This window comes from Stenotrophomonas rhizophila, assembly GCF_000661955.1.
Classification (GTDB): Bacteria; Pseudomonadota; Gammaproteobacteria; order Xanthomonadales; family Xanthomonadaceae; genus Stenotrophomonas; species Stenotrophomonas rhizophila.
The window spans coordinates 469,590-492,159 of record NZ_CP007597.1; the positions used below are offsets into that span (position 1 = coordinate 469,590).

20 protein-coding genes are annotated in these 22,570 nt (G+C 66.6%); 14 read left to right on the top strand and 6 right to left on the bottom strand.

Annotation, left to right across the window (positions count from 1 at the left end):
* The first annotated feature begins 200 nt into the window (after window positions 1-200).
* Both DX03_RS01950 and DX03_RS01955 read left to right on the top strand, forming a co-directional pair.
* Window positions 201-2,768 carry a methyl-accepting chemotaxis protein gene (locus tag DX03_RS01950; protein WP_425598319.1) on the top strand — a complete coding sequence of 856 codons (2,568 nt, stop codon included), beginning with the start codon at window positions 201-203 and terminating at the stop codon, window positions 2,766-2,768.
* A gap of 71 nt (window positions 2,769-2,839) precedes the next feature.
* A complete protein-coding gene (locus DX03_RS01955; RefSeq protein ID WP_038685909.1) occupies window positions 2,840-5,473 on the top strand; it encodes an excinuclease ABC subunit UvrA in 2,634 nt (877 codons plus the stop codon).
* Window positions 5,474-5,527: 54 nt separating this feature from the next.
* Here the strand turns inward: DX03_RS01955 and DX03_RS01960 are convergent, their stop codons facing one another.
* From DX03_RS01960 to DX03_RS01975, 4 genes are all read right to left on the bottom strand, one after another.
* A complete protein-coding gene (locus DX03_RS01960; protein WP_038685911.1) occupies window positions 5,528-6,085 on the bottom strand; it encodes a TlpA family protein disulfide reductase in 558 nt (185 codons plus the stop codon).
* Entirely contained in the window at window positions 6,082-8,454 is a 2,373-nt protein-coding gene (locus tag DX03_RS01965) for a protein-disulfide reductase DsbD family protein (protein ID WP_185753438.1), read from the bottom strand. The genes DX03_RS01960 and DX03_RS01965 overlap by 4 nt, the downstream gene beginning before the upstream one ends.
* Complete coding sequence (gene cutA, locus DX03_RS01970) at window positions 8,454-8,792, bottom strand: divalent-cation tolerance protein CutA (protein WP_038685914.1); 339 nt, start codon at window positions 8,790-8,792, stop codon at window positions 8,454-8,456. The genes DX03_RS01965 and cutA overlap by 1 nt, the downstream gene beginning before the upstream one ends.
* A gap of 70 nt (window positions 8,793-8,862) precedes the next feature.
* The gene (locus DX03_RS01975; RefSeq protein WP_038685916.1) at window positions 8,863-10,656 is read right to left on the bottom strand and encodes an endonuclease; all 1,794 of its coding nucleotides are present in this window, start codon (window positions 10,654-10,656) and stop codon (window positions 8,863-8,865) included.
* Window positions 10,657-11,422: 766 nt separating this feature from the next.
* Here DX03_RS01975 and DX03_RS01980 point away from each other — a divergent pair.
* Together DX03_RS01980 and groL are read left to right on the top strand one after the other, a co-directional pair.
* Complete coding sequence (locus DX03_RS01980) at window positions 11,423-11,707, top strand: co-chaperone GroES (protein WP_038685917.1); 285 nt, start codon at window positions 11,423-11,425, stop codon at window positions 11,705-11,707.
* Window positions 11,708-11,818: 111 nt separating this feature from the next.
* On the top strand, window positions 11,819-13,468 hold the full coding sequence (groL, locus tag DX03_RS01985; RefSeq protein WP_038685920.1) for a chaperonin GroEL: 1,650 nt from the start codon (window positions 11,819-11,821) through the stop codon (window positions 13,466-13,468).
* A 132-nt stretch (window positions 13,469-13,600) separates the two neighbouring features.
* Here groL and DX03_RS01990 read toward each other — a convergent pair whose 3' ends face one another.
* On the bottom strand, window positions 13,601-14,578 hold the full coding sequence (locus tag DX03_RS01990; RefSeq protein WP_244880165.1) for a LysR substrate-binding domain-containing protein: 978 nt from the start codon (window positions 14,576-14,578) through the stop codon (window positions 13,601-13,603).
* Between the two features lie 94 nt (window positions 14,579-14,672).
* Here DX03_RS01990 and DX03_RS01995 point away from each other — a divergent pair, with 94 nt between their 5' ends.
* Together DX03_RS01995 and DX03_RS02000 are read left to right on the top strand one after the other, a co-directional pair.
* Window positions 14,673-15,308 carry a glutathione S-transferase family protein gene (locus DX03_RS01995; RefSeq protein ID WP_038685922.1) on the top strand — a complete coding sequence of 212 codons (636 nt, stop codon included), beginning with the start codon at window positions 14,673-14,675 and terminating at the stop codon, window positions 15,306-15,308.
* A gap of 16 nt (window positions 15,309-15,324) precedes the next feature.
* A complete protein-coding gene (locus tag DX03_RS02000; protein ID WP_102100595.1) occupies window positions 15,325-16,374 on the top strand; it encodes an LLM class oxidoreductase in 1,050 nt (349 codons plus the stop codon).
* A gap of 41 nt (window positions 16,375-16,415) precedes the next feature.
* Here DX03_RS02000 and DX03_RS02005 read toward each other — a convergent pair whose 3' ends face one another.
* Window positions 16,416-16,700 carry a hypothetical protein gene (locus DX03_RS02005; RefSeq protein ID WP_038685924.1) on the bottom strand — a complete coding sequence of 95 codons (285 nt, stop codon included), beginning with the start codon at window positions 16,698-16,700 and terminating at the stop codon, window positions 16,416-16,418.
* 130 nt (window positions 16,701-16,830) lie between these two features.
* Here DX03_RS02005 and DX03_RS02010 point away from each other — a divergent pair, with 130 nt between their 5' ends.
* The 8 genes from DX03_RS02010 (at window position 16,831) to DX03_RS21035 (ending at window position 22,383) form a co-directional block, all read left to right on the top strand.
* Window positions 16,831-17,325 carry a MarR family winged helix-turn-helix transcriptional regulator gene (locus DX03_RS02010; RefSeq protein WP_038685925.1) on the top strand — a complete coding sequence of 165 codons (495 nt, stop codon included), beginning with the start codon at window positions 16,831-16,833 and terminating at the stop codon, window positions 17,323-17,325.
* Window positions 17,322-18,062, top strand: coding sequence for a DNA alkylation repair protein (locus DX03_RS02015; RefSeq protein WP_038685926.1), 741 nt, complete (start codon window positions 17,322-17,324; stop codon window positions 18,060-18,062). Before DX03_RS02010 ends, DX03_RS02015 begins: the two co-directional genes overlap by 4 nt.
* 13 nt (window positions 18,063-18,075) lie before the next feature.
* Window positions 18,076-18,423, top strand: coding sequence for a DUF6616 family protein (locus DX03_RS02020; protein ID WP_038685928.1), 348 nt, complete (start codon window positions 18,076-18,078; stop codon window positions 18,421-18,423).
* 268 nt (window positions 18,424-18,691) lie between these two features.
* Window positions 18,692-19,765 carry a 3-deoxy-7-phosphoheptulonate synthase AroG gene (gene aroG / locus DX03_RS02025; RefSeq protein ID WP_038685930.1) on the top strand — a complete coding sequence of 358 codons (1,074 nt, stop codon included), beginning with the start codon at window positions 18,692-18,694 and terminating at the stop codon, window positions 19,763-19,765.
* Window positions 19,766-20,186: 421 nt separating this feature from the next.
* Window positions 20,187-20,723, top strand: coding sequence for a hypothetical protein (locus DX03_RS02030; protein WP_038685932.1), 537 nt, complete (start codon window positions 20,187-20,189; stop codon window positions 20,721-20,723).
* Between the two features lie 162 nt (window positions 20,724-20,885).
* Window positions 20,886-21,404 (top strand): hypothetical protein, encoded by a 519-nt coding sequence (locus tag DX03_RS21030; protein WP_185753439.1) that lies wholly within the window; start codon window positions 20,886-20,888, stop codon window positions 21,402-21,404.
* Window positions 21,405-21,439: 35 nt separating this feature from the next.
* A complete protein-coding gene (locus DX03_RS02035; protein ID WP_038685934.1) occupies window positions 21,440-21,958 on the top strand; it encodes a hypothetical protein in 519 nt (172 codons plus the stop codon).
* Between the two features lie 29 nt (window positions 21,959-21,987).
* A complete protein-coding gene (locus tag DX03_RS21035; protein ID WP_185753440.1) occupies window positions 21,988-22,383 on the top strand; it encodes a hypothetical protein in 396 nt (131 codons plus the stop codon).
* Window positions 22,384-22,570: the final 187 nt, after the last annotated feature.

Here is a 22,570-nt window from a genome sequence, read left to right on the forward strand (position 1 = left end):
CGGCTCAACCGTGGTTGAGGTCAAGCACGGGCGATCGAACGCTGAATCGCACCCGCGGAATGTCCGCCACCGTCATCTTGCCGTCGCTTGCCGCCGCTACAAGGGGCGGGGGTGGCAGCGCGCTGCGACCGGTTCGAAAAATGCAGCCTAAAGACCGCCTGTTTCCGGCCGATACCGATGCGTCAATCCGCCTGGAGCATCTGATGTCGGTCGTCCCCCGCCGCCCGTTGTCCCGGTTCGCCCGCTTGGGTGAACACCTTCCACGTCCCGGTTTCAGCCGCGCCATCGGCGCGCTGCGCCGGCTCAGTGTGGCACGCAAGCTCAAGGCCGCGCTGCTGGTCTGTGGCAGCGGCCTGCTGGTCGTGGCGCTGGTCTACGCAGGTACCCGCTACAGCAGCGAGCGTGCCGCCGCCACGTTCGCCGCCCACCAGCAGAACGCCGCGCTGGCCAGCGCACTGGCCACCCAGGTGGCCGAAGCCCGCCGCCTGCAGACCCGCTATGCCATCCACTTCGACGCTGCCGACCGCGGCGCCCTGCAGCAGGCCCAGCAGCAGCTGCAGCAGTCGCTGCAGGCGTTGCAGCGCGCCCCGCACGACCGCGGTACCGCAGCTGCGTTGACCGCACTGGCGGCGCGCGCCCAGGAATTCAGCGCGGGCATTGCGGCGCTGAACGACCGCGCCGACGAGATGGGGCGCGGCGACGCCGGACTGCGCGCGCAGCTGGACGCCAGCGCCGCAGCGCTCGATACCCTGCTCACCGACGCCGCCTACCTGCCATTGGCGCTGCAGTGGCAGCGCATGCGGCGGCAGGAAGCGCTGCTGCTGCTCACCGGTGATGCGGTGCACACCGACCAGGCCAGCGAAGCCAAGCTGCCCTTCGACCTGGCGGTGTCGGCCTCGGGCCTGGCCGGTCCCACCCAGAACGCGCTGCGTGCCGCAATGGACGATTACCAAGGCGCGTTGCTGGCCTATACCGCCGCACGGGTGGGGCTGGACGTGGACGCGATGGCGCTCACCGATACCGCCGCGCAGGTCGCGCCCGCGCTGCAGCACCTGCAGCAGGCGCAGGCGGCCGCGCTTGCCGCAGCACGCGCACGCCAGCAGGCCCAGGCACGGGCGATGACCGTGCTGTTCGCCGCGACGCTGGCGCTGGTGGCACTGGTGCTGATCGCCAGCCTGGTGCTGGTGATGCGGGCCGTCCGCCAGCCCATCGCCGACACCCTGCGGTTTGCCGAGGACATCGCCGAGGACCGGCTCGACAGCGTGCTTGCCGTGCACAACCCGCACGACGAGATCGGCCAGTTGGCGCAGCGGCTGATCCACATGCAGCAGCGGCTGCGCGAGCGCATCCAGGCCGAGCGCGCCAGCGCCCAGGACAACACCCGCGCCCGCCAGGCATTGGACAGCGCCCAGGCCTGCGTGATGGTGCTCGACCCGGACGGGCGCATCGGCCTGCTCAACCGCGCGCTGCTGGCCGAACTGGCCACGCAGGAAACCCAATGGCGCGGCCAGCCCGCCGCGGCGCTGCACCCGGTGTTCCAACGCATCGTGGCCCAGCTGCACGGCAACGCGGCGTCCAGTCACGAGATCCTGCATGCCGGCATCGGCTACCAACTGGTGGTCAATCCCATCCTCGACCACGACCAGCTGCTCGGCGCGGCCGTGGAGTGGCGCAGCCGCGCGCTGGAAACCACCGTGGAAACCGAGGTGGCCGCACTGGTCGATGCCGCCGCGCAGGGCGAGCTGCACGGTCGCATCGACACCACCGGCAAGCAGGGCTTCGTGCACACGCTGGCGGTCAGCATCAACCGCCTGCTGGATACCTTCCAGGGCAATCTGTCCGGCGTGCAGGCGGTGCTGTCCGGGTTGGCCCAGGGCGACCTGCGCGTGCGCATGCAGGGCCAGTTCCAGGGCGTGTTTGCCCACCTGCGCGATGATGCCAACGCCACCGTGCAGCAGTTGACCGACATCGTGGCGCGCATCCAGCACGCGTCATCGGCCATCGACCACGCCGCCGGCGAAATCGTGGCCGGCAACCAGGAGCTGGCCGGGCGTACCGAGCGCCAGGCCGCGCACCTGGAAGAAACCGCCTCGTCGATGGAAGAACTTACCGCCACCGTGCGCCAGAACGCCGACGCCGCCCAGCAGGCCAACCAGCTGGCGCTGCAGGCCACCGGCGTTGCCCAGCAGGGCGGCGCCTCGGTGGCGCAGGTGGTGGCCAGCATGCGCGACATCGCCGACGCGTCGCGGCGTATCGCCGACATCACCGGGGTCATCGACGGCATCGCCTTCCAGACCAACATCCTGGCCTTGAACGCGGCGGTGGAGGCGGCGCGGGCCGGCGAGCAGGGCCGCAGCTTCGCCGTGGTGGCCAGCGAAGTGCGCCTGTTGGCCCAGCGCAGTGCCGACGCCGCACGCCAGATCAAGGGCCTGATCGAGGCCTCGGTGGACACCGTGGCCGCCGGCAGCCGCCAGGTGGACCAGGCCGGTGCAACGATGGGCCAGATCGTCGGCAGCGTGCAGCAGGTCAGCGCCATCATGGCCAGCATCTCGGCCGCCTCGCAGCAGCAGAGCGCCGGTATCGAGCAGGTGGGGCATACGCTGCTGCAGATGGATGGCAGCACCCAGCAGAACGCCGCGCTGGTGGAGGAAGCGTCGGCGTCGGCGCAGGCGATGGAGCGCCAGGCCGCGTTGCTGTCCGACGCGGTGGCCGCCTTCGTGCTGGAGGTGCCGGCGGTGCGGCCGGTGGCGGCGCGCGCGGTGGGCTGACCGCGCGACCGATACGCAGCCCTCACGCGTCTTCACTGGCTGCTTCGACGGGCGCTCATTATCCTGCACGCATGAGCACCCGTCGCACGCCTCCCGCAGCTTCCGCACGCAACGCCTTTGTCCGCGTCCGCGGCGCCCGCGAACACAACCTGAAAAACGTCGACGTGGAGATCCCACGCGACGCCCTGGTGGTGTTCTCCGGCATCTCCGGTTCGGGCAAGTCCTCGCTGGCCTTCGGCACCTTGTACGCCGAAGCGCAGCGGCGTTACCTGGAGTCGCTGTCGCCTTACGCGCGCCGGCTGATCGACCAGGTGGGCGTGCCCGACGTGGACGCCATCGAAGGGCTGCCGCCGGCCGTGGCGCTGCAACAGCAGCGTGGCACCGCCAGCGTGCGCTCCAGCGTGGGCAGCGTCACCACGCTGTCCAGCCTGCTGCGCATGCTGTACTCGCGTGCGGGCAGCTACCCGCCGAAGCAGCCGATGCTGTTTGCCGAAGACTTCTCGCCCAACACCCCGCAAGGCGCCTGCCCGAACTGCCATGGGCTCGGCCACATCTTCGAGGTCACCGAGCAGTCGATGGTGCCCGACCCGTCGTTGAGCATCCGCGAGCGCGCCATTGCGGCGTGGCCGCCGGCCTGGCACGGGCAGAACCAGCGCGACATCCTGGTCACCCTCGGCTATGACGTGGATATTCCCTGGCGCGACCTGCCCAAGAAGCAGCGGGACTGGATCCTGTTCACCGAAGAACAACCGGTGGCGCCGGTGTATGCCGGCTTCACCCCGGCCGAAACCCGCGCCGCGCTGCGTCGCAAGGAAGAACCCAGTTACATGGGCACCTTCAGCGGCGCGCGCCGCTACGTGCTGCATACCTTCGCCACCACGCAGAGCGCGATGATGAAAAAGCGCGTGGCGCGCTACATGGTGGGCACTGTATGCCCGGTCTGCGACGGCAAGCGGCTCAAGCGCGAAGCGCTGTCGGTCACCTTCGCCGGGCTGGATATCGGCGCGCTGTCGCAGCTCTCGCTCAGTGCCATGGGCGATGCGTTGCGCCCGGCCGCCGAAGGGCGCTTCCAGGCGCCCGCTGCGTCCGGCACGCGCAGTCGTGCGGCCGGTCGCAAGGCGCAACAGGCGCGTGCGGCCGCCGGTGGGCCATCGCACGTGGGCAGCAGCGACGTGCGCCGCACGCCGGACCTGTCCGAAGAAAAACGCATTGCCGCGCAGCGGATCGCGCAGGACCTGGTGGAGCGCATCGGTACGCTCGAAGCACTGGGCCTGGGTTATCTGTCGATGGACCGTGCCACCCCGACGCTGTCGCCCGGCGAACTGCAGCGGCTGCGGCTGGCCACGCAGATCCGCTCCAGCCTGTTCGGTGTGGTGTACGTGCTCGACGAGCCGACCGCCGGCCTGCACCCGGCCGACGGGCAGGCGCTGTACCACGCGCTGGACCAGCTCAAGGCCAGCGGCAACACGTTGTTCGTGGTCGAGCACGACCTGGAGATGCTGCGCCGTGCCGACTGGCTGGTCGATGTGGGCCCGGGCGCCGGCGAGCATGGCGGGCAGGTGCTGTACAGCGGGCCGCCAGCGGGGCTGCGCACGGTCAAGGCATCGGTGACCGCGCCGTATCTGTTCGATAGCGGCGACGGCACGCGTCGCACCCCGCGTACGCCCGCGGCTTGGCTGGAACTGCGCGGGATCCACCGCAACAATCTGCATGGGCTGGACGCGCGCTTTCCCATCGGTGCGTTCACGGCAGTCACCGGCGTGTCCGGTTCGGGCAAGTCCAGCCTGGTCAGCCAGGCGCTGGTGGAACTGGTCAGCGAGCATCTCGGCCACGAGCCGGTGCGCGAGGAGCCCGACAGCGAGCTGCCGGTGCCCAGCAGCATCGAACGCACCCGTGGCCGCCTGCATGCCGGCGCCAGGCACATCACGCGGCTGGTCAACGTTGACCAGAAGCCGATCGGGCGCACCCCGCGTTCCAACCTGGCCACCTATACCGGCCTGTTCGACCACGTGCGCCGCCTGTTCGCCGCCACCCGCACCGCCAAGGCACGCCGCTACAGCGCCGGGCGTTTTTCCTTCAACGTGGCACAGGGCCGCTGTGACACCTGCGAAGGCGAAGGCTTCGTGCACGTGGAACTGCTGTTCATGCCCAGCGTGTACGCGCCATGCCCCACCTGCCATGGCCAGCGCTACAACGCCAAGACGCTGGAAGTGGAATGGAACGGGCGCAACATCGCCCAGGTGCTGGGCATGACCGTGGAGGAGGCCTTGGCCTTCTTCGCCGACGAGGCGCCGGTGCAGCGTCCGCTGCAGCTGCTGCGTGACATCGGCCTGGGCTACCTGCGGTTGGGCCAGCCGGCCACCGAGTTGTCCGGGGGCGAGGCGCAGCGGATCAAACTGGCCACCGAACTGCAGCGCAGCCAGCACGGCAGCAGCCTGTACGTGCTGGATGAGCCGACCACCGGCCTGCACCCGGCCGACGTCGACAAACTGATGGCGCAGCTGCAGGGGCTGGTGGACGCGGGCAACACCGTGGTGGTGGTGGAACACGACCTGCGCGTGGTGGCCGATGCGGACTGGGTGATCGACGTCGGCCCGGGGGCGGGCGAGCAGGGCGGCGAGATCGTCGCCGCGGGCACGCCAGCACAGGTCAGCCGCGCCACGGCAGGCGCAACCGCGCCCTACCTGCGCCGCTGGTTCCCCTGAGCCGGTCGACGGTAGAGCGACGCCATGCGTCGCTACCCCAACCAACCCCCCGGGTCACGGCGTCGCCCACGCCTCAATCTCGCCCGCCTGAAACGGCCCCAGCTTCTGCTTGACGATGCGCCCGCGCGCATCCACCAGCACCGAGTAAGGCAACAGCCCCTGCGCGTTGCCCAGCCGCACGCTGGCATCGGCCGGCCCGGGTGTGTCCAGCACGATCGGGTAGCCCACCGGCACCTGGGCCAGGAAATCGCGCACGCCTTCGGGGGTATCCAGCGCCAGCCCCAGCACCTGCACGCCGTCGGCCGGCTGGGCGGCGGCAAAGGCGGCCAGCGCCGGCATTTCCTCCACGCACGGGCCGCACCAGCTGGCCCACACGTTGATCAACAGCGGGCGCCCGCGGAAGCGGGCCAGGTCCACGGGCGTGCCCGACACATCGGGCAGGGTAATGGCGGGCATCGCATCGCCGATCCCGGCGCCCGGGGTGACCGCGCGCGGTGGCGGGGGCGGTGTTGCCGCACCGGGACGGTTGAAGAACCACGCCCCGGCGGCCACGCCCAGTAGCGCCGCCAGAACGGCCACCACCGCAAGTTGGCGGGGTGGCCGCGGGCTCATCGCGCGGTCCGCAGCAGCGCTTCTTCGACGATGGCCTGGGTGAGCACCGTGGGCAGCACGGTCGGCGGGGCGCCCGGGCCATACACCACGTACAGCGGCACGCCCACGGCCTTGTGCTCATCCAGGAACGCGGTGATGTCCGGGTCGACGTTGGTGTAGTCGCCGCGCATGTACACCGCGTTGGTACGGCGCAGGGTGTCGTGGAAGGCGTTGGTGCCCAGCACCGTGCGTTCGTTGGCCTTGCAGGTCACGCACCAGTCGGCGGTCATGTTGACGAACACCACGCGGTTGTCCTGGCGCAGGCGGTCGAGCATCTGCGGGGAGTAGGCCACCACGTTGTCGGCGGCGGCCGCGGCCGCCTTGGCCGGCGGCACCAGCCGGGTCACGCCCCACACCGGCACCAGCGCGGCAAGCAGCAGCAGGAGGGCCAACAGCCCGCCCACGCGCTGGCTGCGCCAGCGGCTGCGTTCGTACCACCACAGCGCCAGTGCCAGCACCACCAGGCCACCCAGCACCAGCGTCATGGCATCCACGCCGCGCTGCTTGCCCAGCACCCACAGCAGCCAGATCGCGGTGCCGTACATCGGGAAGGCCAGCACGTGCTTGAGCGTTTCCATCCAGGCGCCCGGGCGCGGCAGGCGCTTGGCCAGCGACGGAATGAAGCCGATCAACAGGAACGGCAGCGCCAGGCCCAGGCCCAGTGCCATGAACACCAGGATCGCCGGCACGGTGCTGGCGGTGAACGCATACGCCAGCGGCAGGCCCATGAAGGGCGCCACGCACGGGCTGGCCACCACGCAGGCCAGCACGCCGGTGAAGAAGTCCCCCACCGGGCCACTGCGCGCGGCCAGCGACTGGCCCACACCGCCCAGGCTGCCGCCCAGCGTGAACACGCCCGACAGGCTCAGGCCCACGGTGAACATCAGGTACACCAGCGCGGCGATGAACCACGGGTGCTGCAGCTGGAAGCCCCAGCCCGCGGCTTGGCCGGCGGCACGCAGGGCCAGCACCAGGGCACCGATCGCGGCGAAGGCCACCAGCACGCCAGCGGTGTACCAGAGCGCATGGCTGCGTGCGCGCTGGCGGCTTTCGCCGCTCTGCGCCACGCCCAGCACCTTCAGCGACAGGATCGGCAGCACGCACGGCATCAGGTTGAGGATCAGGCCACCCAGCAGGGCCAGCAGCAGCGCGCCGATCAGCGTGGTGGGCGCGGCATCGTCGCCCGGCGGGCGGGTGCGCTGCGCGTTGTCGGCGCTGGCATCGGGCACGCTCGACGCGTCGGTCGCGGCGGCGGCCGTGTCGTTGGGGCGGATCAGCATCGGCTGGGTGGCGATGCCGGCGGCGTCGCGCTCACGCGCCGGCGCGCGCTTGTCCTTGCCGGGCAGCGGGGCAATCACTTCGTTCTGGTGCGCGGCTTCGTCAGCGCGTGCGTTGACCTTGCCGGCCGGCAGCGCCAGCTTCACGCGGCGCGTCATCGGCGGGTAGCAGATGCCATCGGTCTGGCAGCCCTGGAAGGTGATCACCAGGGTGGCTTCGTCGGCGTCGGCACGGCTGCGGCGCAGCGGCAGCTTGACGTCGACCTGGTCGAAATACACGGCCACATCGCCGAAATGTTCATCGCGGTGCGACTTGGCCGCCGGCCATGCCGGCTTGTCGGCGCGGATTCCGGCGGCACCTTCCAGCTTCAGCGAGGTGCGGTCGCGGTAGAGGTAGTAGCCCGGTGCCGGGCTGAAACGCAGCAGCACGGTATTGCCGTCATCGACAATGGCGTCGAAGCCGAACGCGCGCTCGGACGGCAGCGGCAGGGCCTGGGTGTTGGCGGCGCCCGGCAGGCGCAGGCCGCCGCCGTTGCCGGCCAGCGGATTGTTGAACGGCGAGGCGCCGAGGGCCGCAGGCGCGGCGGTGGCCGGGGCCACCCCCGCAGCGGCGCCGCTGCCGGCGGGCAGCTTCACTTTGATGCTGCGCTTCTGCGGCGGGTAGCACACCCCGGCATCGGCACAGCCCTGGTAACGCACTTCCAGGGTCACCGTGTCGGTGCCGTCGTCGGCCTTGCCCGGCAGCACGGCGGTGAGCCGCTCGCGGTAGGTTTCCACCTCGCCGAAGAAGTCGTCGTGGTGCTTCTTGCCGGCCGGCATCTGCAATGCCTCGGCGGCAAAGCCGGCATCGGCCTTGACCGTGGTGCGGTGGCGGTACAGGTAATAGCCCGGCGCGATCTTCCAGCTGATCTCGACGCGGTCGCGATCACGCGCCTGCGCGGTCAGCCCGAACGCCTCGTCCACCGGCAGCAGATCTTTCTCGCTGACGGCCCACGCCGGCAGGGACACCACGAACAACGCGCACAGCGCGGCAACACGACGAAACAGCGTCATCAATCACTTTCCTCACGGGTCTGCGCCCGAATCCAGTCCAGGTACGCCGGCAGGCCGGCGCGGGTTTCGACCGCGATGCACTCCGGGAGTTCATACGGATGTAGCGCATGCACCCGTGCGATGGCCGCGTCCAGGCGGCTGCCGGTGGTCTTGATCAGCAGCTGGACCTCGTGGTCCTCGCTGATCTCCCCGTGCCAGCGGTAGGTGGAGTGCGCCCCGTCCAGGCGGGTAACACACGCGGCCAGGCGTTCTTCCACCAACGCACGTGCCAGCCGCGTGGCGCAGGCCGCGTCGGGGCAGGTGGTGAACAGCATGAATACGGGATCGACGGTCGACATGACCGCCGAGTATAGGACTGCCAGACCCGAATGGTCCGGCCGGCGCCGTTGCGGCGCCGGCCGGCGGGGCTCAGTTGAGCAGCTGGCAGCTGGTCGGCTTGGCCGAGGTGAACAGGGCCGGGGTGGCCCATTCGGGGTGGTCGATGAACGGGTTGCGGTTGCCCTGGAAGCTGTAGATCACTTCATTGCGGGCGCGTTCGGCGGCATCCGGCGGGTCGGACAGGTGCCATTCGATCAGGGTCGAGAGCAGGCCCATGTACGCCGGCGAGGCCGAGGTCTTGACGATTTTGGCCCGGTCGTCGGTCAGCTCCAGGTCGGGTTCGGACTGGCCGGTCTTGGCGTCTTTGCCCCCTTCATAGCGGATGGCCATGTACATCACGGCCCGCGCCATGTCGCCCTTGCGGTGGCCCCACACTTCAAAGGTGCCGGTATTGCCGTCCGGCGTGCGCACCCAGTTGGAGTTGCCGGGATAGCCGCCGCTGCCGCCGCCGAAGCCGTTGTTGGACTCGGTGGCGCGTTCGCCGCAGTTGCTGTCGCACTTGCCGAACGGCTTGTTGCCGCGGTCGGCGTTCCACTGTGCGTCGGTCAGGTACAGCATGTGGGTGTCGGTGTAGGGCGCATACGGCAGGCCCTTGTCGCCGGTGGTGTTGGCAAAGCCCAGCGAGTTGGGCCAGGTGTGTTCGCGGTTGTAGGTCAAGCCGCTGCCGGTGCCCGCGCGGCCGCTGACCTTGGTGTAGCTGCGGTTGCGGTAGGCGTCCAGGATCTTGCCGCTGTTGTTGGGATCTTCGTCGGCGATTTCCAGGATGGTCCAGGTGCTGGTGCCCGAGCCGCTGTACGGGTAGGCGGTGTGGCCCTTGATGGTTTCATGCAGCGAGCAGCGCAGCTGGCTGGGGTTGGCGGTGTTGACGCGCGAGTAGTACTCGCCGGGGGTGCCGGGATCGGGATTGCCCGGGTCCGGGTTGCCGGTGCTGCTGGCCACGGTGAAGGCGATGCGGGTGTCGGCGGCGGGGCGGGCGCCCTGGGCATCGCTGACCTTGGTGGCGCGGATGTCGAACCGGCAGGCTTCGCCGGCGACGAGGGCGGTGTTGGTGGAGACGGTGAAGGTGCTGCCGCTGCTGGCGTGGCTGAGCGGCACGGTGCCGGACTGGCCGCAGCTCAGCACGAATGCGCCGGTGGCCAGGGTGACGGTTTCGCTGAAGGTGACGGTGAGGTCGGCGGCGGCCGGGAAGGTGCTGGCGCCTTGTTCGGGGGTGGTGGTGCGTACCGACGGCGGGGTGTTGGGGCCGGTGCCGCCGGTGCCGCTGAAGGTCTGGCCGTTGTTGCAGGCGCCGAAGGTCTGTTTGGCCGATTCGGCCCAGGTGAAGTGGGCGTACTGGCTGCCGCTGCCGGTGAGCTGGAGGGAGGTGCCGGGGGCGGTGCTGTTGCTTTCGCTGACGGGGATGTTCTGGCTGGTCAGGCCGGCGGCCGGGCCGCCGCTGGCGGTGATGGTGCCTTCGTAGCTGATGAACTGGACGACTTTGCCGCTGGCGTCGACGAGGGCGATGCCGTCGTTGGCGCCGTTCTGGAGGCCGTTGGTGGGGTAGGTGACGGTGGCGAGGGTGGCCTTGCCGCACGCGGCGGCGGTGCCGGCGGGGACCGGGTTGTTGGCATACACGGTGGCGGCCGAGGGGCTGCTGCCGTTGTACAGGTAGAGGCGGTAGGTGCTGAGGTCTTCACCGCCGGTGGCAACGACTTCGATGGCTTCGCCGACGTCGCCGGCGGGCGTGCTGTCGTCGTAGTGCAGTTCATTGATGAATACATCCGCCTGGGCGGTGCCGGCCAATGCCAGCAGGCACGCCAGGGACAGCGGTGTGAGCAACCTCATCTACGTCTCCTTGTGATTGGTTATTGCTGGCCGAATCTAATCAATCCAGATGACACATCTATCGATATGTCGGGACTTAGGTTCCGCAGTGGGACGTGCGTCAAGGAATTGGCGGGGGTTCTTTTTTTTTAGAAGCTGAAAAGCCGGGGCAAAAGCAGGAGCCAGAGCTGGAGCCGTGAAGCCAGAGCCTCGGTTGGCCGGTCCTCCAGGCTGGGCGGGGGTGTGAGGGCTCACGGGACACGCTGCAAGTACGTCCCTGTAAGCTCCGCCACCGCATCCATGCGGTGGAGGGTCCCGTGAACCCTCACACCCCCACCCCAGACACTTGGCTGGGGGCCTGGGGAGAGCGGGTGCAATGCCCAGCCACGCCTGGCGGCAAAGGCTCTTGGCTCTGCTCTTCCGTGAGCAACGGCAGAGTGTCTTAGGGGTGGTGGGGGTGGGGGTGCGGGACCCTCGGCGCCATGGATGGCGCCGCGGAGCCCCCAGGGATGGGTTTACGGCGTGTCCCGCACCCCCGCCCCCACCAGCCCAGCGCGCCACGCCCGCAGGCTTCGCTTCGCAGTTGCCCTTGATCTTGCCTCGGGCCCCACCGGCCGCCGGCCGGAAAAATTTCGTCTTCGCCCCTTGAAAGGGAAGTGCCCAGCACCATCTCTGCTCTGTACCCGCACCGTCGGGTTTTTTCGTGAGCGTGGCTGGCAGTCGCCCTGTGCGAGTGCTAACATCGCCAGACTTTTCCAGACCAATCAACAACTTAAAAGGGTCTCACATGAGCATCAAGCCGCTTCATGACCGCGTCGTAGTCAAGCCGATCGAAGCCGACGAAATCTCGTCCGGCGGCATCGTGATTCCGGATTCCGCCAAGGAAAAGTCCACCAAGGGTGAAGTCGTGGCCGTCGGCCCGGGCAAGCCCCTGGACAACGGCAGCGTGCGCGCGCCGTCGCTGAAGGTCGGTGACAAGGTCATCTACGGCCAGTACGCCGGCAGCAGCTACAAGTCCGAAGGCGTCGAGTACAAGGTCCTGCGCGAAGACGACATCCTCGCCATCATCTGATGACGTAGAGCGGGGCTCTGCCCCGCTGCGCGGTAGCCGGACTGACCGGCCGACCGTACCCCCCATTCCAGCAGCCGGGCATGGCCCGGCTCTATATAAAAGGTAATCGCAATGGCTGCCAAAGATATTCGTTTCGGTGAAGACGCTCGTTCGCGCATGGTGCGCGGCGTCAACATTCTCGCCAATGCCGTCAAGGCAACCCTGGGCCCGAAGGGCCGCAACGTCGTGCTCGAAAAGAGCTTCGGCGCCCCGACCATCACCAAGGATGGCGTGTCCGTTGCCAAGGAAATCGAACTGGCTGACAAGTTCGAGAACATGGGCGCGCAGATGGTGAAGGAAGTTGCTTCCCGCACCAACGACGACGCCGGCGACGGCACCACCACCGCCACCGTGCTGGCCCAGGCCCTGATCCGCGAAGGCGCCAAGGCCGTTGCTGCCGGCATGAACCCGATGGACCTCAAGCGCGGTATCGACAAGGCCGTCATCGCCGCCGTCGCCGAGCTGAAGAACATCTCCAAGCCGACCGCTGACGACAAGGCCATTGCCCAGGTCGGCACGATCTCGGCCAACTCGGACGAGTCGATCGGCAACATCATCGCCGAAGCCATGCGCCGCGTGACCAAGGAAGGCGTCATCACCGTTGAAGAAGGCTCGGGCCTGGACAACGAGCTGGACGTCGTCGAAGGCATGCAGTTCGACCGTGGCTACCTGTCCCCGTACTTCATCAACAACCAGCAGTCGCAGACCGCTGACCTGGACGATCCGTACGTGCTGCTGCACGACAAGAAGATCTCCAACGTGCGCGACCTGCTGCCCGTGCTGGAAGGCGTCGCCAAGGCCGGCAAGCCGCTGCTGATCATCGCCGAAGACATCGAAGGCGAAGCGCTGGCCACCCTGGTGGTCAACACCATCCGTGGCATCGTCAAGGTCGTGGCCGTCAAGGCACCGGGCTTCGGTGATCGTCGCAAGGCGATGCTGGAAGACATGGCCGTGCTGACCGGCGGCACCGTGATCTCCGAGGAAATTGGTCTGTCGCTGGAAAAGGCGACGATCAAGGATCTGGGCCGCGCCAAGAAGGTGCAGGTCTCCAAGGAAAACACCACCATCATCGATGGCGCCGGCGAGAAGGCCAACATCGAAGCGCGTGTCACCCAGATCAAGACCCAGATCGAAGACACCTCGTCCGATTACGACCGTGAAAAGCTGCAGGAACGCGTGGCCAAGCTGGCCGGCGGCGTTGCCGTGATCAAGGTCGGTGCCTCGACCGAAATCGAAATGAAGGAAAAGAAGGATCGCGTCGACGACGCCCTGCACGCTACCCGTGCAGCCGTTGAAGAAGGCGTGGTCCCGGGCGGCGGCGTTGCGCTGGTCCGTGCAGTCACCGCGCTGAGCGGCCTGAAGGGTGCCAACGAAGACCAGAACCACGGCATCCAGATCGCCCTGCGCGCCATGGAAGCCCCGCTGCGCGAAATCGTGGCCAACGCCGGCGAAGAGCCGTCGGTCATCGTCAACCGCGTCAAGGAAGGCACCGGCAGCTTCGGCTACAACGCGGCCACCGGCGAATTCGGCGACATGCTGGAATTCGGCATCCTGGACCCGACCAAGGTGACCCGTTCGGCGCTGCAGAACGCTGCCTCGATCGCTGGCCTGATGATCACCACCGAAGCGATGGTTGCCGAAGCCCCGAAGAAGGATGACGGCGCTGGCGCAGCTGGCGGCGGCATGGGTGGCATGGGCGGCATGGGCGGCATGGACTTCTGATGTAGATGCCGGCCATCGGTCGGCACACATCGGAGCGGTAGGTACCGACCGTTGGTCGGTACCCGCCACCCGCCAACGTACGACAAAAAACCCCGCCGGAAGGCGGGGTTTTTTTGTGCGCGCATCACCGCCTCACAGCACGTGCGTCGCTGCGTCCGCTTCCTCCTGCAACCAGTGCAGAAAGGCGTGGATGGCCGGGTTCCCCTCGGCCTGCGGCAGGGTTACGGCGTAGTACGCAAACCGGGCGGGCCACGGTTGGTCGAACGCGATGGCCAAGCGCCCGCTGGCAATCTCGGCCTGCACGTAGATATCGCGCACCAGCGCGATGCCCTGGCCGGCTTCGGCGGCGCGGATCAACAACACGTCATCGTCGAAGGCCGCGCCCCGTTCGCTGCGTTCGTCGGCGGGCAGGCCGAGCGCACGCAACCACAGCGTCCAATCGCTGCGATCGGAATCCTGCAAAAGCGGGTACCGCAGGCAGTCGGCCGCCGTTCGGATCGGCGGACCGCTGGCAAGCAATCCCGGGCACGCGACCGGCAGCAGCACGGGCGCGGCGAGGTGACGGGCGGTGAGCCCACGGTACTGGCCCAGACCGTGGCGGATCGCGATGTCGATGCGGTCGCGACGCAGATCCACCAAGGCCGATGACGCCTCTACGCGCACTTCGATCGCCGGGTGACGTTCGCTGAACCGCCCCAGCCGCGGCACCAGCCATGACGCGGCAAAGCTGGGCACGGTGCTGATGGTCAACGTCTGCCGCGCGTGGATCGCCTCCAGCGTGGCCATGCTGTCCTGGATCTGGTCGAAGGCGCGCGCCAGTGCCGGGTGTACCTGTGCGCCCTCTGGTGTGAGCGACACCCCGTGGCGGCTGCGGGTGAACAGGCTCACCCCGGTACGCGCCTGCAGCAGCTTGAGTTGCTGGCTGATCGCGCCGGGGGTGACGCCCATGACATCGGCGGCCGCCTTGAGGCTGCCATGGCGGCCGGTTTCAACGAAGGCGCGCAGGGCGAGCAGGGGAAGAACAGCACCCATGACCTTAGTTTTTCTCTCTTGGTAGCGAAGGAATAATCGTTCTACACGGCGTACGGCGCTGCGTAGCATCGTGATCATGTTGAGTCGGGGGTGTTTAGTCCAGCTGTATCAGCGGACCCCGATACCGCGACCACATCCCTCTCGTTATCCATCGCCCGCCAAGGAGACCGATGTGTCCCCAGCTTCGCTGCACCTGTACACCGACAGCTCGCCCAACGGCTTCAAGATCACCATTGCGCTGGAAGAGCTGGGCCTTCCTTATGTGCTGCACCACGTCCGCATCGACGATGGCGCGCATCGCCACCCTGATTTTCTCAAGCTGCATCCCCATGGCCGCATTCCGGTGCTGGTGGATGCGCCACGTGGCATCACGGTGTTCGAATCGGCCGCCATCCTGCTGTACCTCGCCGAGCAGAGCGGGCGGCTGTTGCCCCACGCGTCACGCGCGCGCTGGGACGCCATCACCTGGTTGATGTTCCACTCTGCCAGTGTCGGCCCGATCCTGGGCCAGCGCGTCCATGCGGAGATGTTCGCTGACGCGCCGCATGCGCCTTCCATCGCACGCTACCGCCGCTTGAGCACAGAGTTTTTCGCCACGCTCGACCAGCGCCTGGCCGACCGACCGTGGCTGGCCGGCGAGGCGTACTCCATCGCCGATATCGCCGGCTATGGGTGGATGCATATCGCACGACTCATCGGCTTCGATTTCAGCGCGTACCCGAACTTGAGTGCATGGCACCTGCGCATGTCGCAGCGGCCTGCGGTGCAGCGCGGCGTGCTGCTCCCCGAACCGGCCACCGGCCCCTGACCCAGGAACGACCACGATGACCCTGTTGACTGATATCACCCCGATGCAGGCGCCGCTGACGGGCGCATCCGCACCGATGTTCGCCCGCCACGCCGGCTACCAGCGCATGTTCCGCGAGGGGGCGCTGACGCTGGGTGTGTTCCTGCCCCTGCGCTTCTATCACGGCGACATGCAGGTGCTGGCCGGCCAGGCCGACCTGGTGAGCCAGCTCGACCGCGACGGCTTCGCCGCCACCTGGGTGCGCGATGTGCCGCTGTATGACCCGTTGTTCGGCGATGCCGGGCAGGTGTTCGATCCGTTCACCTACCTGGCCTACCTGGCCGCGCGCACCGAGCGGCTGGCGTTGGCCACCGGCGCCGCGATCTTCTCGTTGCGACACCCGATCGACCTGGCCAAATCGGCTGCCACCATCGACCAGCTCTCCGGCGGACGCCTGGTGCTGGGCATCGCGTCCGGTGATCGCCCAGTGGAGTTCCCGGCCTATGGCTTGGAGCATGCAGACCGCGGGGAGCGCTTCGCCGCATCGGTGGCGTACGTGCGCCAGCTGATGCAGCACGGGCCCCTGCAGATCGACTCGGCACTGGGCGCACTGCAGGGCGTGGAGCTGCTGCCCAAGCCGGTGGCCGGCGCGATCCCGCTGCTGGTCACCGGCACCTCGCGGCAGACGCTGGACTGGGTGGGGCAGCATGCCGATGGCTGGCTGACCTATCCCGAGGCTACCCACGATGCGGCCGGGCCGAAGCGACTGGCGGCCAAGATCCAGGCGTGGCGTCGTTCGATTCCCGACGGTGGCTTCCGTCCGCACGTCACCAACGAATGGCTGGATCTGGTCGACGATCCGAACCATCCGCGCACGCCGCTCAATGGCGGTTACACGTTGAGGACCGGCCGCAACGGGCTGATCGATCTGCTTGGGCAGTGGCAGCAGGCCGGAGTCAACCACGCCGCGCTCGGTATCCAGTTCTCGCAACGGCCGGCCGCCGAGGTACTGCAGGAACTGGCCGAGTATGTGCTGCCGCTGTTTCCGTCGCATGCGGGGCCTTTACCGGCCGAGATGCGCTGGTAGGCATGCCCACCGCTCCGTCATGAGTGGCGGCGCGGCACCTGTCAGGCCCGAGAACGCGCTGCCCGCCGACGGTCGCGCCACGCCAGGCCCAGATGCGCAAGCAGGAAGCACAGCGCGCCGCCCACCATCATTCCCTGCGAGTACGCCATGGGCAGCCATATCGCTGCCGCCGCACCCAGCGCCATGCCAGCCAGGCCGGCGGCGACGGCAACGCGTTGCCGCGCCAGGTACTGCGCCTGCGCGCGCTGACGGTGCTGGATGGCCTCGCGCTTGTTGTCCGGTTGCAGGATGGCCTGAGCAATCGCGTCAGCTTGGGAAGGGGTCATCTACGCGTCCTTGTGGGTGATCCTGTCCCGGATCTTTGCCTGTCACCTGGGGTATGTAAAGTGCGGCGGGGTTCCAGATGCGTCGCAGTAATGATATAGTTAGCCGCCGTACTATTCCGGATCCGCCTGCATGCTGGAAATCAAACATCAGGCCTTCCTGACCGAACTGGCGCGACGTGGCCAGCCGGACGCGGGGGAATTGGCGCTGTGTTTCCAGGTGCTGTCGCTGGCCAGCGCGATCGACCAGGACTGCGCCAGTCGTCTGGCACCGCTGGGCTTGAGCGAAGGGCGTTTTGTGCTGCTGTTCCTGCTGCGCGGGGCAGATACAGTGCTGTCGCCCCACCAGTTGGCCGAACGCGCCGGCGTCACCCGTGCCACCGTGACCGGCCTGCTGGATGGCTTGGAGCGCGAGCAGCTGGTGAGCCGTCACAGCGATCCCGATGACAAGCGGCGCATCCACGTGCGCCTGACCCGGTCGGGACAGACACTGTCGGCGCGCCTGTTCGACCAGCAGACGCAGTGGATCGCCTCGCTGTTTGCCGACATCAGCACCGCCGAACGCCAGGTGCTTGGCACGCTGCTGCAGCGCGTGTGGTCGCGCACCGATGCGGGGCGCACCTCATGAAAAAGCCGATCACCCGCGAGCGGCGCGGCCAGCTGGATCGGGGCGAGGCCGAAGCGGCCCACCTGGCCGAAGTGCTGGCCGTCGATTTTGCCCGGCTGATGGCCCATGTCGCGCCGACCTTGCCGGCCTCGGCGCTGGCCCCGATGCGCAACGCCGCCAAGCTGGGCATCACCCTGCGCATGCAGGGCGCCGCCACGCTGCTGCGCGCGCATGGGCACGGCGATCATGCCCACTGGTCACGACACGCCAGCGACACCGTACGCGGCTGGGCCTGCTACCTGATCGGCAGCGATCCGGCGCTGACCCTGGAGCGCAAGCTGGATGCCCTGCGCGCCTTGGCCGACGACCCGCACTTTGGCGTACGCGAATGGGCCTGGCTGGCCGTGCGCCCCCACATCGCCGCCGAGCCGCTGCGGGTGCTCGCGCACCTGCAGGCTTGGGTCCAGGATGCGTCGCCGAACGTGCGCCGCTTCGCCTGCGAAGCGCTGCGCCCACGCGGGGTATGGGCCGCGCATATCACCTTGTTCAAGCAGGAACCCCACCATGCACGGGACCTGCTGGACGCACTGTGCTGCGATGAAGCGCGCTACGTGCAGGATTCGGTAGGCAACTGGCTCAACGACGCCGGCAAAAGCCAGCCCGACTGGGTCCGCGCGCTGTGCAGCCAATGGCAGCAGCGCCATGCCGATGATCCGGCCAATAGCTACATCCGCAAGCGCGCCCTGCGCTCGCTCTGACCCAAGGAATGCCATGTCTTACATGCTGATCGAGCTCTACACCGCCACCCCCGCCTGGACCGCGCTGGACCCGGTATCGCGGGGGGCGCTCTTCGCCCGCATCGGCGCGGGCATGCAGCATGTCGATCCGGCGCGGATCAAACCGCTGGCCATGGGCCCGCTGGATACGGACGTGCCGCGCAGCAGCGCAGAGCAGTTCTACGCCGTGTGGCAATGCAGCGACCGCACGGACGCTGATGCGCTGCTGGCCGCCATTGATGGCACCGGCTGGCACACCTACTTCACCACCACCCACATCGCGGGCGCATCGGGTGGGCTGCAGCAGCATCTGGCCGAACTGGCGGCGCTGCCGAAGGCATGAGGCCCGCGCTCACGGTGGCTGAACACCGCCGTCGCAGTTGCGAATGAAACATTTTGCGCCGCACAAAAGCTGTGCTATCAATACTCCCCAATGAACGCACGCCCCGCCAATTCCTACTTTTGGTATTACTTTCCGAAGCCACCGGCGGAGGAAGGCATGCGCTCACCCTGAAGAAACCTTCAGACGCATTCCCGAAAGCCGCCAGCGCACCTGGCGGCTTTTTTGTTGCCGCCGCGCTGGGGACCCCCACTTCCAAGGAGTTTCCCCCATGCCCCCGCACACCGACGACCTGCGCATCCGCAAGATCGAACCGTTGACCCCGCCGGCCCAGCTGCTGGCCATGCTGCCCTGCGACGATGAAGCCTCCGACACGGTCAGTGCCTCGCGCGCGGCCCTGCACGAAATCCTGCACGGCCGCGATGACCGCCTGGCGGTGGTGATCGGCCCGTGCTCGATCCACGACCCGGTGGCCGCCATCGAATACGCCCAGCGCCTCAAGCCGCTGCGTGACGCCTTTGCTGACGAACTGGAAATCGTCATGCGCGTGTACTTCGAAAAGCCGCGCACCACGGTGGGCTGGAAGGGCCTGATCAACGACCCGGACCTGGACGGCAGCTTCAACATCAACAAGGGCCTGCGCGTGGCGCGCGGCCTGCTGCGCGACATCAACAAGCTCGGCCTGCCGGCCGGCGTGGAATTCCTCGACGTGATCTCGCCGCAGTACATCGCCGACCTGGTGGCCTGGGGCGCGATTGGCGCGCGCACCACTGAGAGCCAGGTGCACCGCGAGCTCGCCTCGGGCCTGTCGTGCCCGGTGGGCTTCAAGAACGGCACCGACGGCAACATCAAGATCGCTGCCGACGCGATTGGTGCTGCGTCGAATCCGCATCACTTCCTGTCGGTGACCAAGGAAGGCGGCACCGCCATCGTCGCCACCGCCGGCAACCCGGATTGCCACGTCATCCTGCGCGGCGGCAAGACGCCCAACTACGACGCCACCCATGTGGAAGCGACCAGCCAGACCCTGGCCAAGTCGCACCTGGCCGCGCGCATCATGATCGATGCCAGCCACGCCAACAGCAGCAAGAACCCGGAGAACCAGCCCAAGGTCATCGCCGACATCAACGCGCAGCTGGCCAACGGCGAAGAGCGCATCGTCGGGGTGATGGTGGAAAGCCACCTGGTGGCCGGTCGCCAGGACCTTGTCGAAGGGCAGCCGCTGACCTACGGCCAGAGCATCACCGATGGCTGCATCGGCTGGGACAGCTCGCTGGCCGTGCTGGAAAGCCTGGCCGAAGCGGTGCGCGCGCGCCGCGCAGCGCGGGTGCGCGAAGCGGCGTAACGCGGTTGACGCGCCCACGGCACGCCGGTACACCCGGCCTGTCCCGGTAGAGCCACCCCATGGGTGGCCGCACGCGGACCTGGCCCCTCTGTTGCAATGCGTTGTTTTTGACAGTGATTCAGTTTCGTTGTGACGTTCAATAGAGGGCGGCCCGGTAGGTGGTCAAGTAAGGGGCGCATGGTCCCGTGTGGCTGAGCCAGCTGTGTTACAGCCAGTGAAATCCGTTGATACAACGCGGACACGCTGGCCGCCCAGCAGTAAAGTTGGCTGGAAGTAACTTGGGAGGGGCGGTGGGGCTGGGTGCGTGGGTGTGGCGTGTGGCGACAATGCATGTCCTCCACGAGTGCCCGAGCGCCTGCACCAGCACCTGGACCAGGAACGTCCCCCGATCCGACAGCATCCATATCTTTGGAGGTGCGCTATGAGATGTCTTTTTCTCTCCGTCATCCTGATTCTGACTGTCGGCTGCTCATCAAGGCAGGTCAAGGCGCCGCAGCAGGACGTTGAAACGGCACTCCGCGCCTATTCCGACCAGATCGATCTCTGCGTAGGCGCATGGCAGCCCATCGTTGACGACTGGGTCGAGCAAGGTGGCCGCATTGACGAGGACATTGATTCGACCCGCGAACGAATCGCCGGTGACCGCGTCAGCACCTTCGCGGCACTGATCCGGAGTGTCTGGAGCAGGCAGGTCGCGGCTGGAACGGATCTAGACCGATCGTATACGTTCATGGAGGCGCTCGAATCAAGAAATGTCGTGCCAGAAAGTTGCACACCTCTGGTTTGGGCGGAAGAGGTCCTGGCCAGTTCACCAGCGGCGATCTCTCCTGACACGATCACGTCCCTTCAGAAGAAGCTGGGTATTGAGGATGACCGAGTGAGAGCGACCAGTTGGGCGATGTCCCAGCTGCTGATTTCACCGGCGAATGCGCCGAGGCACCCGCAGCGGACACCGTAGACCTGGATGGCCCTTCATGGGCTGCATCATGGTTGGTCGGAGGTCATGGCCGACGATCTGGAACTGGATACGTGGACAAGGCAGTGGGCCCGATCAGCGTGAGCCCATGGGGAATGGCCTTGCGTACAGAAAGCTTTCCTCATTCGAGAAAAGGTCAATAAAATGCGCAACATGCAAGTAGGGTGCTTCCTGCTGATTCTTCTTGGATCGTTATCTTGTTCGGTAATTGCCAAGGACGTCCAAGGGGACGTTTTTTTCAAGGATGGTGTTGATGATGGCGATGGGATGAGTTCGTTCATTAATTACTCGGGCGCGACTATGAGGGTGCTGGGAGAGCGTAATTCGCTTTCTGCCTGCGGTGACAATCCCCCCTCCAGGGCGTGTGTGAATTCTTCTTACTTCTATTTCTATATGCCTTCATCCTTGGCGCCGCAGTGGGAGAGTGAGGGCGTAAATTTTGCGCTGGTGGGCCAGTGCGCGCTTTCGACAGGCGCCCAAACGGTGTCCACTTATGTGATCAGGTCGCCACAGGCTGGAAAGGTGCTGACGTTCTATGTAGCCCGTTCCGGAGGCTTGTTGGGTTGGGAAATCGCATATCCCGATGGAAAGTACCGGTACTTCAAGGAAGGTGTGCGAGCTGAAACTTGCGCTTATGATCACATCGACCATCAGGTGGATTGAGTGCACCGGCGGACGCGAATTTCAGGTGACGGATTATGAAATTGATTTCAGCATTTATTATCTTGGCGCTGGTCGCCGGATGCTCCTTGGCAAAGGGGAGGAGTGATCCGGAGGATTATCACCAAATACTTGATGCCTATTTTGAGGAAAACAATGTATGCAATGCTGCGTGGGAGCCCGTCGTTGACGAATGGGTAGCGCACGGCGGCAGCATCAGTGATGATATAGCCGCTACCCGGGATAGAGTCGTAGATGACCGGGCCACCCTGTTTGCGTCGCTCATCCGCGAGGTTTGGAAGAGGCAGGACGCAGCGGGAACGGATGGGGACCGGTCAAGCGCTTTCTCTGAAGTGCTTCTTTCCAGAAAGGTAGTGCCCGAGCGTTGTGCTTACCAGTTCTGGGTGCAAGGCGCTTTGATCGATACGCCAGGCGCCTTCGCTGCAGGTGCAATGACTGCAATCCAGCAAAGGCTGGGTATCGCAGACGACCGCTTGCAAACCGCTAGTTGGGCGATGTCCCAGTTGCTCATATCACCAGCCAACGCGCGGAAGTAGCTGCCAGCTTCGGATGGAAGGGTGCTCAGATGCGCAAGATGCAGTGCATTGGTGTTGTTCTGATCATGATGATTTCATGCGGTGCAAGCGGTGCTGGCGCCTGGAGCGTCTACTCTATTGATGGAGTAAGAAAAGGCGACGGAATGGTTGCGATCATTGATGCCGAATCAGGGTCATTGATCATGTCGAGTGACTCGTTTGTCCTTGGTGATTGTGGCAAGCTCTCTCCGTCAGTGGGTTGTATTAATTCCAAGTATTTTACTCTTCACCTCGATCCTCTTGTTGCTCTGGAAGTTGATCGGCAATGGGCTTATGAATCATTTCGCTTCAGTGTTGTTCGGGAGTGTGTTTTCATGTCTCCGACTGGCAATGCGAACGGATTTGAAGTTGCCTCGGAACATTTCCATGGGCGCTTTGAGTTTTAGGTGAGCGCGTCGTTTGATCTCCTGGGCTGGAAATTGAGTCATGCCAAAGGGAAGGATTTATACCTGAGGGAAGGGGTAAAGCTCGGCTCTTGCAGCCGGTGGGCGATGTGAGTGATGCCAGCCGTGGTTGAGAGGTGGCGGTGACGCAGAATCTGCGGTGCATGATGCATTGCGACCATCCCAACCC